Source organism: Streptomyces sp. R33 (genome assembly GCF_041200175.1).
Taxonomy (GTDB): domain Bacteria; phylum Actinomycetota; class Actinomycetes; order Streptomycetales; family Streptomycetaceae; genus Streptomyces; species Streptomyces katrae_B.
In genome coordinates, this window is record NZ_CP165727.1 from 6,571,230 (window position 1) to 6,584,800 (window position 13,571).

The window sequence follows — 13,571 nt, forward strand, 5'->3', positions numbered from 1 at the left end:
TCGGCAGACTGCTCGGCATGCTGGAGACCTCCGCACGACTGCTGCGCCTGCTGTCCCTGTTGCAGGCCCACCGCGAATGGACCGGCGCCGATCTCGCGGAGCGCCTCGGCGTGACCCCGAGGACGGTGCGGCGCGATGTGGACCGGCTCCGGGAGCTCGGCTACCCGGTGAACGCCAGCCCCGGCACCGGCGGCGGCTACCAGCTGGGCGCCGGGGCCGAGCTGCCGCCGCTGCTGCTCGACGACGACGAGGCCGTCGCCGTCGCGGTGGGCCTGCGGACGGCCGCGGGGAACGGCGTCGAGGGGATCGGGGAGGCCTCCGTACGGGCGCTCGCCAAGCTCGAGCAGGTGCTGCCGGGGCGGCTGCGGCGGCGGGTGTCGGCGCTCAACGAGTTCACCGTGCCGATGCTGCGCGGGCCGGCCCGGGCCACCGTCGACCCGGCCGTGCTGACCGAGCTCGCCGCCGCGTGCCGGGACAGCGAGCGGCTGCGCTTCGGGTACCGCGACCACGAGGGCGACGTCAGCCGGCGCGTGGTGGAGCCGCACCGGCTGGTGTGCACCGAGCGGCGCTGGTACCTGGTCGCCTGGGACGTGGACCGGGAGGACTGGCGTACCTTCCGCGCCGACCGGATCGAGCCCAGACCGCCGCACGGACCGCGCTTCACCCCGCGCCCGGCACCCGCCGAGGACCTCGCCGCGTACGTGTCGCGCGGTGTCTCGCAGGCTGCGTACGCGGCCCGGGCGGTGCTGCGGCTGAAGATGCCGGCGGAGGCGGCGGCCCGGATCGTGGGGCCGAGCGACGGAGCCCTGGAGCCGGTCGACGCCGAGAGCTGCCTGCTGCGTACCGGGGCCGTGAACCTCGACGTCCTCGTCATTCACGTCATGCTGCTCGGCTGTGAGTTCGAGGTGCTCGAGCCGCCGGAGCTGACGGACCGGATCAGAGCGGCCCGGGACCTTCTCGGGCGAGCCGTGGAGAAGATGTAAGGAAACTGAGGGGTGTTCACGTGGCCGCGCAGGGTGGACCACGGCAATCCCGGGGGAAATTCAGGGACTCTCGGGCGAAATGCGAATCGGGATGTGCGGAGGACATCTCGCGCGCCGGAAAAAGAATGGCCCGCACTCGCTTCCGCGGTTGTCCGGATGAGGCCGGCCCCGTCAAAGAACTGTCGACATTCCGTGACACAAGCGTGACCCGGTACGGACGAACGTCCGGGCGCGGCGCTGACGTTCCGGTCATGTGTACGGCGCGGACCACCGGAATGGCCGAGGCGGGCCGGGTGATGGCCCGGCCCGCCTCGGGCCTGTCCGTGCTGCGGGGTGAGGTGGTGCGTACCGTCCCGCGAAGTCCCTTGCGGGGGTGGCTCAGCCGCTGGCGGCCGGACGGGCCGCGGCCCGTCCCGCGGCGGCGGGCCGCTCGGTGTGCGCCGGGCGGCGGCTGCCGGCCGGCGTGACCGGGGTCCGCTCGGACCGGATCAGGTGCGGCCGGCCGGAGACGTGCGCGGCGGGCCGGGGCACCGGGGCGTGCGCCTGGCCGGCGGCCGCCTGCACGGTCGCGGGGGCGGTCGCCGGTGCGGCCGCGGCGGCGGGCTCCTGCAGGCCGGCGGCCTCGGGGGTGAGCCGGAGCTGCCACTTGCCGCCCGCGGAGAGCATCGGCGTGAGCACGGTGGCGACCGGTACGGGCACGCTTCCGGTCTCCAGCCGGCGGCGCAGCCGCTCCCGCAGCGCGAAGACGCGGGCCTCGGCCCCGGCGATCAGCGGCTCGAACCAGGGCAGCGCCAGCATGATCAGCAGACCTGCGGACCAGCCGAGCAGCACGTCGCTGACCCAGTGGGTGCCGAGGTACACGGTGGTGGCGCCGACGCTCAGCGAAACGACCGCGGACACCACGGAAAGCACCCGCCGGGTGACCGTGGTCGAGGCCAGGTAGGCCAGGATTCCCCAGGTCACAACGGCGTTGGCGGTGTGGCCGGAAGGAAATATATCGCCGCCGGCGAAGAGCTCGGCGGAGCCGATCTGCGTGGCGTAGTGCGGGCCGAGCCGGCCGAGGCCGAGCTTGACGGCGCCGACGGTGATGTTGAGCAGGAGCAGCGCCACGCCGAGGGTGATCAGCGGGCGGAGGGTGTGCTGCCGCCAGGAGCGCCAGCCCAGCCATGCGGCGACCATGACCGCGGTGGGTCCGCGCTGGCCCAGGACCACGAGGTAGTCGAGGAAGGCGTGCAGCTGCGGCCACTGCTCGTAGGGCCGGAAGAACATGACCTGCCAGTCGAGGCGGACGAGCCAGGACGTGGTCAGGACGGCCACCACGATCGCGAGGTAGAACGCGAGGGTCGATCCGAGGAGCACGACGCGGTGCCGGCTCATCTGCGGTGTTTGCAGATGAGCCGGTCGCTCTGGTTCCCGGTCCAGCCGGGCGAACACCCGCTCCAGACGGGTCAGGATTTGGTCGGTACGCACTCAATCGACGTTACCGCGCGCCGATGGGCGGCCCGGTCGAATCACGGGCTTTGTGATGACCATGTGATGTGGAGTTGGTCTCACGCGCGGCTTAATTCCTCGGATTTAGGCATTAGTTGGAGCCGCGTTGATCCATTGGCCTGGCCATTGTTTCGCACACTTAGCCGGGCTTTATCGGTGCCGCTCAATTACTTTGCTCAAAGATGGATCGGAATGATCCATTCCGTGATGCGGGACCTCCGGGAGACCGCGCGGCCCCTACGGGGGTCCCGAGCCGTTCAGCCAGAAGGCCCCGTACACCGCCGAGGCCAGCGCCACCGCGCCGAGCACCGCGAGCGCCCGCCCGGTCCGCCACCGGGCCAGCGCCACCGCCGCCGGCAGCAGCAGCGGGAACGCGGGCAGCAGCAGCCGGGGTTTGGAGCCGAAGTACCCCGACGCGCACAGCGCCAGCGCGACCACGATCCCGCAGTAGACGAGGAGCGGGGCCGGCTGGCGCTGCCGCACGCACAGCGCGTACAGCCACAGCACGAGCACGACGCCCGCGATCAGCCCGACCCCGGCGGGGAACGCGGACGAGGCCAGCTTCGCCCCGATGAACCGGGCGAAGGCCCAGCCGCCGTCGAAGCCGTTGCCCCAGCCGCCCTGCACGTCCAGGTAGCCGAGCAGCCCGTCGCCGGTGCGCGCCCCGACCCACAGCACGTACGCGGCGGCCCCCATCGGGGCCAGCAGCATCCCGGCCGCCATCCGCCAGGACCGCTCTCCACGCCGATGGGCCAGTACGGCCGCCACCCACACCGCCGCCACCACCGCGGCGCCGACCGGGCGGGTCAGCCCGGCCCCGGCCGCGAGCAGGCCGGCGGTCAGCCACCGGCCGCGCAGGGCCCCGTACAGCGCCCAGGCGGCCAGCGCCGTGAACAGCGACTCGCTGTACGCCATCGACTGGACGACGCCCACGGGCAGCGCGGCCCAGGTTCCCGCGGCGAACACCCCGGCCCGGCGGCCGTACAAGAGGTCCGCGACCGCGAAGATCCCCCAGGCCGCCGCGAGCCCGGCCACCACCGAGACCACCAGACCCGCGGAGCCGTACGACAGCCCGGTCGGCGCCGCGACCAGCCGCTCCAGCCAGGGCAGCAGCGGGAAGAACGCCAGGTTCGAGTGCACGTCCCCGTTCGGGAGGACCACCTCGTACCCGTACCCCTCGGCAGCGATGCGGGCGTACCAGAGCGAGTCCCAGCGCGCCGACAGCAGCGTGTGCGGACTGCTGCCGACGGCCGCGCACCAGAGCGCGAGCACGGCCAGCCCGAGGAGCCGGACCCCCGCGAAGAGGGCCAGGGCGGGTGCGGCCCGGCGAAATCCAAGATCTTCCACGGGCATGATTATCGGTGGCGCCGGCGCCTGCCGTCGGCGCAGAACCACAGGTCGTGACCGCGCGTGTACGCGGTGGGGACACCTCCCGGCGGTGGACCGGGAAAGGAGGGGAGGGCGGGGTGATCCGAGTGGCGCACACCACACCGCGGGCTCCTCCGCGATGAGAGCTTGACCACGTATCGGACAAGCGAACTCGCGTACGCTGACCCTTCACTCGCCTGTCGATGCCGGACCCCGTAGGACGCCGCACAGTGCCCACCACCACCGTGGCTCCGCAGAACGCTGGTCCGCCGAGTGCGAGCGATCATCTGGGAGGTACATGCATGTCGGGGACGAACGCGGCCGCCTTCCGGCTGCGGCTGCACGCCGCCTCCGGCGGTACCAACCGCTGGCTCGTCCTCGCGGTCCTCTGCGTCAGCCTGGTCCTCGTCGCGCTCGACGCGACGATCCTGCACGTCGCCGTCCCCTCCGTCACCGAGGACCTGCGCCCGGGCTCGATCGAGCTCCTGTGGATCGTCGACGCCTATCCCCTGGTCTGCGCCGCCCTCCTGATCCTCTTCGGCACCCTCGGCGACCGGGTCGGCCGCCGCCGGATACTCCTGATCGGATACGGGCTCTTCGGTGCGGCCTCCGCCCTGGCGGCCCTCGCCGACAACGCCCAGGTCCTGATCGCCGCCCGCGCCCTGCTCGGTGTCGGCGGCGCGATGATCATGCCCGCCACCCTGTCGATCCTGCGGCAGGTCTTCCCCGACCGGCGCGAGCGGGCCCTCGCCATCGGTATCTGGACCGCCGTCGCCGCCATCGGCGCGGCCAGCGGGCCGGTGCTCGGCGGCTTCCTCGTCCAGCACTTCTGGTGGGGCTCGGTCTTCTTGATCAACATCCCGCTGATGGCGCTCATCCTGCCGCTCGGGCGCTGGCTGCTGCCCGAGTCGAAGGGGGCCTGCGACGGGCCCTGGGACGTGCTCGGCGCGCTGATGGCCGCCGGCGGTGTGCTCGGCGTGGTCCTCGGGGTCAAGCGGATCGGCGCGGAGCGCCGGCTCCTCGACGCCGAGGCGCTGGTGCCGCTGGTGCTGGGCGCGGTGCTGCTGATCCTCTTCGTCCGGCGGCAGAAGCGGCGTACGCACCCGCTCATCGACATGCGGATGTTCTCGCGCGCCGCCTTCTCGACGTCCGTCGGGTGCATCGTGCTCGCCATGCTGGCGCTGGTCGGTCTGGAGCTGATCGCGGTCCAGTACCTCCAGCTGGTGCTGCACCTCAGCCCGCTGGAGACCGGACTGCGGCTGCTGCCGCTCACCTTCGCCGCGATGGCCGCAGGCGCCACCGGGTCGTACACGCTGGCCCGGATCGGGCCGCGCACGATGGTGTCGCTCGGCTTCGTGCTGACGGCGTTCGCCGTGCTGCTGCTGACGTTCATGGGGCAGCACGACCGGCCGGTGCTCCTCACCGTCGGGTTCATCGTGCTCGGCTTCGGTCTGCAGACCACGCTGTTCGCGGCGTACGAGTCGATGCTGAGCGAGGCCCCCGCGGACACGGCCGGCGGTGCGGCCTCCATAGGCGAGACCTCGTACCAGCTGGGCGCGGGGATGGGCATCGCGCTGCTCGGCAGTGTCATGAACGCGGCCTATGCGCCGGGGCTGCTGCACGTGCCGGGGGTCTCGGCCTCGGATGCGGCGGGGGCGGCGAACTCTCTGGGCGAGGCGTACCAGATCGCGGGGGCCCTCGGGGGCGCTGCGGGTGATGCGCTGTACGCGGCGGCGCGGCACTCGTTCGTGCACGGGCTGCACGTCACTCTCGTGGTCAGTGCGGGGTTGCTGCTGGCGGGGGCCGTGATGGCGCTGAAGCTGCCGCGGGCCATGGAGTGTGCGGAGCCTGCCGAGCGCGGCGCCGATCCCGTACGGCTTCCCGCCCAGGCGGGGCCCGATGCCCAGCGCGTCTGCGCCCCGGCGGCGGACCGCGACCGGGCCGTCCGCCCGGCCTGACGCCGCCTGCCGGACTGAAGTCGGGGGTGGACCGCGGGCGGGTGCGAGGACAAACTTGCACCGCTAGGTTTTGAACCGCAGGTCCGCATCAGGAGGCGCCGTGCCCTTCGTACCCACCGATCCGCTCGGGCTCGACGAGCTCCTCGCGCCCGAGGACCTCGCCATCCGCGACACCGTGCGCGGCTGGGCCGCCGACCGCGTGCTCCCGCACATCGCCGGCTGGTACGAGAGCGGCGAGCTGCCCGGGATCCGGGAGCTGGCCAGGGAGCTCGGCGGGCTCGGGGCGCTCGGGATGTCGCTGGAGGGGTACGGCTGCGCCGGGGCCTCCGCCGTGCAGTACGGGCTCGCCTGCCTCGAGCTGGAAGCCGCCGACTCCGGGATCCGGTCCCTCGTCTCGGTGCAGGGCTCGCTCGCCATGTACGCGATCTGGAAGTACGGCTCCGAGGAGCAGAAGCAGCGCTGGCTCCCCGGCATGGCCGCCGGCGAGCTGATCGGCTGTTTCGGGCTGACCGAGCCCGACGTCGGCTCCGACCCGGCCGCCATGCGCACGTACGCCAAGCGCGACGGCACCGACTGGGTGCTCAACGGGCGCAAGATGTGGATCACCAACGGCAGCGTCGCGGCCGTGGCCGTCGTGTGGGCGCAGACCGACGAGGGGATCCGCGGGTTCGCCGTTCCCACCGACTCGGCCGGGTTCTCCGCGCCCGAGATCAAGCACAAGTGGTCGCTGCGGGCGTCCGTGACGAGCGAACTCGTGATGGACGACGTGCGGCTGCCCGCCGATGCGGTGCTTGCGGGGGTCACCGGGCTCAAGGGGCCGCTGGGCTGCCTCAGCCACGCGCGGTACGGGATCGTCTGGGGGGCCATGGGCGCGGCGCGCGCCAGCTTCGAGGCCGCGCTCGACTACGCGCGGACGCGGGAGCAGTTCGGCAGGCCCATCGGCGGTTTCCAGCTCACCCAGGCAAAGCTCGCCGACATGGCGCTGGAACTCCACAAGGGCATCCTGCTCGCCCACCACCTGGGGCGGCGGATGGATGCGGGCACCCTGCGGCCGGAGCAGATCAGTTTCGGGAAGCTCAACAACGTCCGCGAGGCCATCGACATCTGCCGCACCGCGCGGACCATCCTCGGTGCCAACGGGATCTCGCTCGAATACCCCGTCATGCGGCACGCCACGAACCTCGAGTCGGTGCTCACCTACGAGGGCACCGTCGAGATGCACCAGTTGGTGCTGGGCAAGGCGCTCACCGGGCTCGACGCCTTCCGGTGAGGGCCCTGCTCAGCTCTGGTTGAAGAAGTCGCGTGAGCGGCCGGCGGGCTCGCCGTTCACGATCTGGGTGTCGGCCGGGGTCAGCAGGAAGACCCTGGTCGCCACCCGCTCGATCGAGCCGCGCAGGCCGAAGGTCAGGCCGGCCGCGAAGTCGACCACGCGCTTGGCGTCGGCCGGGTCCATCGACGACAGGTTCACGATCACCGGGACGCCCTCGCGGAACAGTTCGCCGATGCCGCGCGCGTCGCGGAAGCCGTCCGGGGTGACCGTCGCGATGCGCCGGCCCTGCTCGACGGCCGACTCCGACGCGACCTTGACCCGGGGGTCGGTGACCCACTGGTCGCCGGGGCCCGATACGGAACCCTGTGCGGCCTCCGCGTAGTCGTCGTCGTAGTAACGCTCGTCGTCGCTGTCCTCCACGAGACCCAACCAGGCACTCGCCTTGCGTACCGAACCCATGGACGCCTCCTTTCACCGCAGTCAGTTGTCTTCTCTCCGCTGCCCCTATGGTCGTCCATGATGCTGACAACGCGCCAAGTGGATAGCCGCCGCGCAGGGGTTTCGTGACGGTACTGGTGCAGAACATCCGTTGCACCGTCAAGGATCCTGACGGCTACCACTGCTGTCTGAGTGAAAATACGACTGTCGCCGCCGTGTGGGTGACCGGTGGGGACGTACGAGTGAACGATCCGGCTCGATACGATGCGCATCACGCACGCGTATGACACACGGGGGACCGGTTTGTTCGGCATCGTCAGACCCTGCACGCACCGGCTGGGGGAGCGGTTCAAGACGGAGTGGATGGCCCATCTCTGCGGGCTGTGCCTGGCACTTCGCGGGGACCACGGGCAGTTCGCCCGCATCGTCACCAACTACGACGGGCTGCTCGTCTCCGTTCTGACGGAGGCTCAGTCGGGGCCGGCGCCCGGCTCGCGGCGCACCGCCGGCCCCTGCCCGCTGCGCGGGATGCGCACCGCCGCGGTGGCCAAGGGCGAGGGTGCGCGGCTCGCGGCCGCCGTCTCGCTCGTGCTCGCCTCGGCGAAGGTACGGGACCACGTGGCGGACCGGGACGGGCTGTTGGCCCGCGCGCCCATAGCCGCCGCCGCGCGCAAGGTGGCCCGCGGCTGGGACCGGGCCGGCGCCCGCACCGGGGCGTCGCTCGGCTTCGACACGGCGGTCCTCGTCGACGCCGTGGACCGGCAGGCCGGAATCGAGACGCTGGCCGGCCCCGGCACGCCGGTGCTCGTCGTCACCGAGCCCACGGAGACCGCGACGGCCGCCGCCTTCGCCCATACCGCGCAGCTGGCCGGCCGTCCAGGCAACGCGCCCGCGCTCGCCGAGGCAGGCCGCTACTTCGGGCGCCTCGCGCACCTGCTGGACGCCGTCGAGGACCAGGCCGCGGACGCCGCCGCAGGCGCCTGGAACCCCCTGACGGCCACCGGGACCCCGCTCACCGAGGCCCGGAGGCTGGCCGACGACGCCCTGCACGGCATCAGGCTGGCGCTGCGCGAGGTCGAGTTCGCGGACGCCGGGCTGGCCCACCGGCTGCTCGTGCACGAGCTGAAGACCTCCGTGGACCGGGCCTTCGGGGTCACGGGCTGTGGACACGCGGGCATGAACGCCGCGGGGCAGGGCGGGTACGGGGCGCCGCCGCAGGGGTACGGCCCGGGCCAGGCGGGCCCGTACGGCAGCGGCCCGTACGCGGGCACCCCGTACGACGGCCAGGGCGCCCAGGGCGGGAACCCGTACGGCGGGAATCCGTACGGCGGGAATCCGTACGGCGGCGGCGCGGGCGGGCCCGGTGGCCCCTGGACGCCCGGGCCGCCCATGGGCCCCGGCGGCGGCCTTCCCCCGCAGAAGCCGCGCCGCGGGCTGCTCGCCGGCTGCGCCGTGTCCATCGGGCTGTTCTGCACCTGCCAGCTGTGCTGCGCCGAGCACGAGGGCCCGTGGTCCCGGAAGAAGCGGGACCCGTGGTGCGATGCCTGCGACGGCTGCGACGGCTGCCCGGACTGCAGCGGCTGCTGCGACTGCTGCAACTGTGACGGGTGCTGCTGCGACTGCGGCTGCGACTGCTGATTCCGCAGCGGCTTGAGGACCCGTCAGATGCGCACGGGGCCGGACGGCGTACAGGGAGATTCCCGTCCGGGCCCGTGTGGAAGGGTTGAGCGGCATGAGCGATGACGCAGATGATCCGAAGACAGCCTGGCGGAAATGGCACGAGCATCGGGTGGCTTCCGTGTCCGCCCCCTACGGCCCCCTCTCCCTCATCGGCACCCACTGGCTCTCCGATCACCCGGAAGGTCGAATTCCGGCCGTTCCGGGGCGCTGGCGCGCCACCGAGGGCGGGGTGGCACTGACCGCCTCCGCCGAGGACGGTCTCAGCCTCGACGGCGAGCCCTTCACCGGTGACGCCGTCCTGGCCGCCGACCAGACCCCGCCCGCGCGCTCCCGGATCGTCGCGGCGCAGGACGTCCGGATCACGGTGATCCGGCGCGAGGGGGAGTGGGCGGTGCGGGTCTTCGACCCCGCCTCCGCGGCCCGTCGGGCCTTCCCCGGCATCGAGGCCACCCCGTACGACCCGGACTTCGTGCTGCCGGGGCGCTTCCGGCCGTACGGCGAGGACCGGATCGTCCAGGTGGCGAACGCCGACGGCCGGGAGCGCGGGTTCGGCCTCGGCGGCGAGCTGAGCTTCGCGTACCGGGGCGCCGAACACACCCTCCAGGTCGCCGTCGACGAGGACGACGGCAGCCTCTGGGCCGTGATCGGCGATGCCACCGGAGGGAGTTCCAGTTACCGCTTCCGCTTCCTCAGGCCGGGAGTTCCCGACCCGGTGGACGGCTCGATCACCGTCGACCTCAACCGGACCGTGCTGCCGCCCTGCGCGTTCGCGGACCACTTCATCTGCCCGTTCCCGCCCCCTGGGAACACCCTGCCCTTCGAGGTCGCGGCGGGCGAGCGGAGGCTGAAAGATGCCCTTGCCGCCCGAATCTGACGCCGAGACACTCCCGACAGCGCCGTCCGGGGGCTTGTCAGGGGCACGACGAATCATGTGCGCCCGCCGTACCCCCGGCTGCGCCTCACGGGCTCCGGCGCCCCCCACCGTCCGCCGGGCCCCCGATCCCTCCCGGGAGGACGAGAAGTGAGGATCAAGAGCATCACCCGTACCCGGCTGCTCGCCGTGGCCGCCGGCCTGGCAGCCGTCGCCGGGCTGGCCGCCCCCACCGCGGCGAGCGCGGACACCGGCTTCAGCGCAGCACGGCTCGCTGCGGCCGGCGCCTCCGTCCAGCGTGCCGACGTCGCCGGCACCGCCTGGTACACCGACCCCGCCAGCGGGACCCTCGTGGTCACCGCCGACTCCACCGTCACCGCCGCGGACCTCGCCAGGATCCGTACCGAGGCCGGAGCCGACGCCGCGGCGCTGCGCATCGAGCGGACCCCCGGCAAACTGCGCAAGCTGACCTCAGGCGGCGACGCCATCTACACCTCCGGCTGGCGCTGCTCGCTCGGCTTCAACGTGCGCAGCGGGAACACGTACTACGTGCTGACCGCCGGGCACTGCACCGACGGCGCCGGCACCTGGTGGACCAACTCCTCGCACACCACCACGATCGGCGCGACCGTGGGCTCGAGCTTCCCGAACAACGACTACGGCCTCGTCCGCTACGACAACACCGCCCTGGCCCACTCGGGCACGGTCGGCAGCCAGGACATCACCAGCGCCGCCAACGCCACCGTCGGGATGTCCGTGACCCGGCGCGGCTCCACCACCGGCACCCACGGCGGCTCGGTGACCGGCCTCAACGCCACCGTCAACTACGGCGGCGGCGACATCGTCTACGGCATGATCCGCACCAACGTCTGCGCCGAGCCCGGCGACAGCGGCGGCCCGCTCTACTCCGGCACCCGCGCGATCGGCCTCACCTCGGGCGGCAGCGGCGACTGCTCCTCGGGCGGAACGACCTTCTTCCAGCCCGTCGTCGAGGCCCTCAACGCCTATGGCGTGAGCGTGTACTGACGGGGCGGGCGGGTGCAACCCCGCCCGGACCCGGCACAATCATGAGCCCCCGCCCGAACTCCCGGACGGGGGTCCGTGATTGAGGGAGTGAAGGCGGCGCTCATGAGCAGTGCACCATCCGGCCGGGGCGGCTCCGTTTCCGATGCGCAGCGACGCATCCGGCGCAATCCCTGGCTGTTCACCGTGCCCCTGGTGCTGCTGTGCCTGCTCGTCGCCGTCCTCGTCTGGGAGGTCGTTCGCGGCAACCTGTCCGAGACGACTCGCGCCCACTGGCCCTGGCGGCTGCAGCTGATGCCTGAGGAACCCCTGGCCAGCCTGCTGGCCGTGGCGGCCGGCGCCGTGCTCGCCCGCGCCCAGTACGCCCGTACGGTCCGGCCGGTGCTGGGGTGGCGCTCCGAGTACGTGGCGGGGGAGCTGCCGGGCGAGGCGAAGGCCTGGGTCACGGGCATCCTCAACGGCGGCCAGCACAATGCGGGGCTGCACCGCGCCGACTACTTCCTGGTGATGGACGGCGATCCGCACGACGGGCCGTTTCCCGAGCAGGCGTGGATGAGCGTGCGCGAGGCCGGCGAGCGACTCGGCGCGGTGGGGCTGCGGCCCGCGGCGGACTTCCGCCTCGTCACGCTCGGGGCGGGATTTCCGCTGGTGGCGACCGGTACGTACGAGACCATACGGGTGGGGGTGTTCTCGAAGCGGTTCATCGACGAGGTGCGGGCCTTCCACCTGCGCATCCAGGTCGTGGACAGCGTCGGGGACATGCACGAGCGGATCATCGACTGCCTCAAGGGGGCCCGGGAGGGCGTGGCCGCGCCCGTGGAGCAGCCCCGGGTGACCCCGCCCGTGCCCGTGCCGCGGACCGGGACGCCAGCCGAATGACCTAGGCCGACAGCCAGTCCAGCGCGTCCGAGAGGGCGTACTGGGCCGCGAAATGGCCGGCTCCGGGCGCGAGCACCGCCGTGCTGTGCCCGATGTGCTGCGCCAGCCAGTGGAAATGGCCCACCGGTGAGAACACGTCCTCGGCGCCGTGCCAGAGCATGACCCGGCCGGTGATCCCACCCGGCTCGAACCCCCAGGGCCGGCAGAACGCGAGGGAGTCGTCCAGCCAGCCGTACGCGGAAGTCCGCAGCGCCTCAAGGAAGTTGTCCAGGACGGACCGGCGTACCCGGTCGTCGGCCAGGACCGCCAGGTCCACGGCGGGGAGGTCCCCGCGCAGGTCCTCGAGCAGCCGGCCCGGATCGCGGCGGATCTCCTCCGCCTGGGGTGTGAGGCGCAGCTCCAGAGCCACCGGGTCGCGGTCCGCGAGGGTGTAGTGCTCCACGTTGTACGGGGTCATGCCGGCGTACCAGTCGAGTCCGGTGCCGTCGCGCGGCGCGAGACCGACCAGGCAGGCCGTCGCCGTCACCCGGTCTGGGAGCAGGGCCGCGCAGGCGAGGGCGTGCGGACCGCCCCCGGAGCGGCCGACGACCGCGAAGCGGCCGATGCCCAGGGCGTCCGCGACGGCGGCGGAGTCGGCGGCCGCGTCGGCCACGCGCCGCCCCGGTGCCCGGCCGGACTTCCCGTAGCCGGGCCGGTCGTAGGCGAAGAAGCGGACGTGGGGATGGCGCTCGGCGGCGTCGTCGAGCGCGACGCCGAGGCGGCTGCCCGGCATGCCGTGGTGCAGCAGGACCGGCGAGCCGCCGGGAGCCCCCCACTCCTGCGCGATCAGCTTCCGCCCGTCGCCCCGGCTCACCTCGATGCGCATCCCGGTCCCCTCCCGCTCCGACGCCCCGCTCCTGCGATGGAAGCACGGGTCGCGCGGAGGGGAGCGGGAAACGAGGGAACGACGCCCCCTAGAGGTGCGGGACGAGCAGGGCCGCCGCCGCGCGGGCCCGGTCCAGGGAGGCGGCCCGGTCGGCGCCGCGCTGCCCGAGCACCACGCGGGTGCTCAGCCCGTCCAGCAGCGCGAGCAGCTCCGAGGCGCGGGCGGGCACGTCCAGGCCGGCGGCGAAGCGGCCCTGGTCCACGCCCTTGGCGAGCAGGGTCTCCAGGTCGCGCTGCCAGCCGTCGTCGATCTCCTGCTGGGCGGCGCGCAGGTCCTCGTTGGCGGGGGTGCGGGCCCACAGCTCGATCCACAGGGTCCAGCGCGGGTCGCGCGGGCCGCGCGGCAGGTAGAGCTCGAGGAAGAGCGCGAGCTTGCGGTGCGCCGTGACCCGGCGGGCCAGCAACTGCGCGCGCTCCGCGGTGAGTCGGTCCTCGCTCCAGCGCAGGGCGGCCAGCAGCAGCCGGTCCTTGCTGCCGAAGTAGTAGAGGATGTGGCCGCCGCTGGTGCCGAGCCGCTCGGCGAGCGCGGACATGGTGAGCTCCGCCAGGCCGCCCTCGGCGATCGCCGCCATGGCCTCTTCCAGCATCCGCTCCTGGGCGATCCGCCCGTCACGCCGCCGCGCCGACCCCGCTGCGCCTGCCGCTCCCGCCACCCCTGCCGCCTTCCCGATCTTCGTGGCCCGACC

At 73.0% G+C, this 13,571-nt stretch carries 12 protein-coding genes; 7 read left to right on the forward strand and 5 right to left on the reverse strand.

The window, feature by feature from the left end; genetic code table 11:
• Nucleotides 1-17 precede the first annotated feature (17 nt).
• Nucleotides 18-983: a helix-turn-helix transcriptional regulator gene (locus tag AB5J51_RS30200; RefSeq protein WP_369779085.1), complete on the forward strand. Its 966-nt coding sequence runs from the start codon at nt 18-20 to the stop codon at nt 981-983.
• A gap of 378 nt (nt 984-1,361) precedes the next feature.
• Here the strand turns inward: AB5J51_RS30200 and AB5J51_RS30205 are convergent, their stop codons facing one another.
• Both AB5J51_RS30205 and AB5J51_RS30210 read right to left on the reverse strand, forming a co-directional pair.
• Nucleotides 1,362-2,453 (reverse strand): phosphatase PAP2 family protein, encoded by a 1,092-nt coding sequence (locus tag AB5J51_RS30205; protein ID WP_369779086.1) that lies wholly within the window; start codon nt 2,451-2,453, stop codon nt 1,362-1,364.
• A gap of 258 nt (nt 2,454-2,711) precedes the next feature.
• Nucleotides 2,712-3,827, reverse strand: a complete 1,116-nt coding sequence (locus AB5J51_RS30210) for a glycosyltransferase family 39 protein (RefSeq protein WP_369779087.1) — start codon at nt 3,825-3,827, stop codon at nt 2,712-2,714.
• 317 nt (nt 3,828-4,144) lie between these two features.
• Between AB5J51_RS30210 and AB5J51_RS30215 the strand changes: the two genes are divergently transcribed.
• Entirely contained in the window at nt 4,145-5,800 is a 1,656-nt protein-coding gene (locus AB5J51_RS30215) for an MFS transporter (protein WP_133898445.1), read from the forward strand.
• Between the two features lie 100 nt (nt 5,801-5,900).
• Nucleotides 5,901-7,070 carry an acyl-CoA dehydrogenase family protein gene (locus tag AB5J51_RS30220; RefSeq protein WP_053785896.1) on the forward strand — a complete coding sequence of 390 codons (1,170 nt, stop codon included), beginning with the start codon at nt 5,901-5,903 and terminating at the stop codon, nt 7,068-7,070.
• Between the two features lie 9 nt (nt 7,071-7,079).
• Here AB5J51_RS30220 and AB5J51_RS30225 read toward each other — a convergent pair whose 3' ends face one another.
• Nucleotides 7,080-7,529 carry a cell division protein SepF gene (locus AB5J51_RS30225; RefSeq protein ID WP_030302495.1) on the reverse strand — a complete coding sequence of 150 codons (450 nt, stop codon included), beginning with the start codon at nt 7,527-7,529 and terminating at the stop codon, nt 7,080-7,082.
• Between the two features lie 282 nt (nt 7,530-7,811).
• On the opposite strand from AB5J51_RS30225, the gene AB5J51_RS30230 reads away from it, so the two are divergent.
• The 4 genes from AB5J51_RS30230 to AB5J51_RS30245 all read left to right on the forward strand — a co-directional run bounded on the left by AB5J51_RS30230 (nt 7,812) and on the right by AB5J51_RS30245 (nt 11,961).
• The gene (locus tag AB5J51_RS30230; protein WP_369779088.1) at nt 7,812-9,146 is read left to right on the forward strand and encodes a DUF5685 family protein; all 1,335 of its coding nucleotides are present in this window, start codon (nt 7,812-7,814) and stop codon (nt 9,144-9,146) included.
• A gap of 94 nt (nt 9,147-9,240) precedes the next feature.
• Nucleotides 9,241-10,062, forward strand: a complete 822-nt coding sequence (locus AB5J51_RS30235; protein WP_369779089.1) for a DUF1684 domain-containing protein — start codon at nt 9,241-9,243, stop codon at nt 10,060-10,062.
• Between the two features lie 147 nt (nt 10,063-10,209).
• Entirely contained in the window at nt 10,210-11,085 is an 876-nt protein-coding gene (locus tag AB5J51_RS30240; RefSeq protein ID WP_053785894.1) for a S1 family peptidase, read from the forward strand.
• 102 nt (nt 11,086-11,187) lie between these two features.
• Nucleotides 11,188-11,961 (forward strand): hypothetical protein, encoded by a 774-nt coding sequence (locus AB5J51_RS30245; protein ID WP_369779090.1) that lies wholly within the window; start codon nt 11,188-11,190, stop codon nt 11,959-11,961.
• 1 nt (nt 11,962) lies between these two features.
• On the opposite strand, the gene AB5J51_RS30250 is transcribed toward AB5J51_RS30245, so the two are convergent.
• Nucleotides 11,963-12,826: an alpha/beta fold hydrolase gene (locus AB5J51_RS30250; protein ID WP_136226663.1), complete on the reverse strand. Its 864-nt coding sequence runs from the start codon at nt 12,824-12,826 to the stop codon at nt 11,963-11,965.
• Nucleotides 12,827-12,914: 88 nt separating this feature from the next.
• Nucleotides 12,915-13,472, reverse strand: a complete 558-nt coding sequence (locus tag AB5J51_RS30255) for a TetR/AcrR family transcriptional regulator (RefSeq protein WP_369780340.1) — start codon at nt 13,470-13,472, stop codon at nt 12,915-12,917.
• Nucleotides 13,473-13,571: the final 99 nt, after the last annotated feature.

What these genes read in the sequence shown, in the direction of transcription:
- AB5J51_RS30225 (WP_030302495.1), bottom strand. Translation starts at nt 7,529, where the DNA reads ATGGGTTCGGTACGCAAGGCGAGTGCCTGGTTGGGTCTCGTGGAGGAC.
- AB5J51_RS30210 (WP_369779087.1), bottom strand. Translation starts at nt 3,827, where the DNA reads ATGCCCGTGGAAGATCTTGGATTTCGCCGGGCCGCACCCGCCCTGGCC.
- AB5J51_RS30255 (WP_369780340.1), bottom strand. Translation starts at nt 13,472, where the DNA reads ATGCTGGAAGAGGCCATGGCGGCGATCGCCGAGGGCGGCCTGGCGGAG.
- AB5J51_RS30200 (WP_369779085.1), top strand. Translation starts at nt 18, where the DNA reads ATGCTGGAGACCTCCGCACGACTGCTGCGCCTGCTGTCCCTGTTGCAG.
- AB5J51_RS30245 (WP_369779090.1), top strand. Translation starts at nt 11,188, where the DNA reads ATGAGCAGTGCACCATCCGGCCGGGGCGGCTCCGTTTCCGATGCGCAG.
- AB5J51_RS30235 (WP_369779089.1), top strand. Translation starts at nt 9,241, where the DNA reads ATGAGCGATGACGCAGATGATCCGAAGACAGCCTGGCGGAAATGGCAC.
- AB5J51_RS30215 (WP_133898445.1), top strand. Translation starts at nt 4,145, where the DNA reads ATGTCGGGGACGAACGCGGCCGCCTTCCGGCTGCGGCTGCACGCCGCC.
- AB5J51_RS30250 (WP_136226663.1), bottom strand. Translation starts at nt 12,826, where the DNA reads ATGCGCATCGAGGTGAGCCGGGGCGACGGGCGGAAGCTGATCGCGCAG.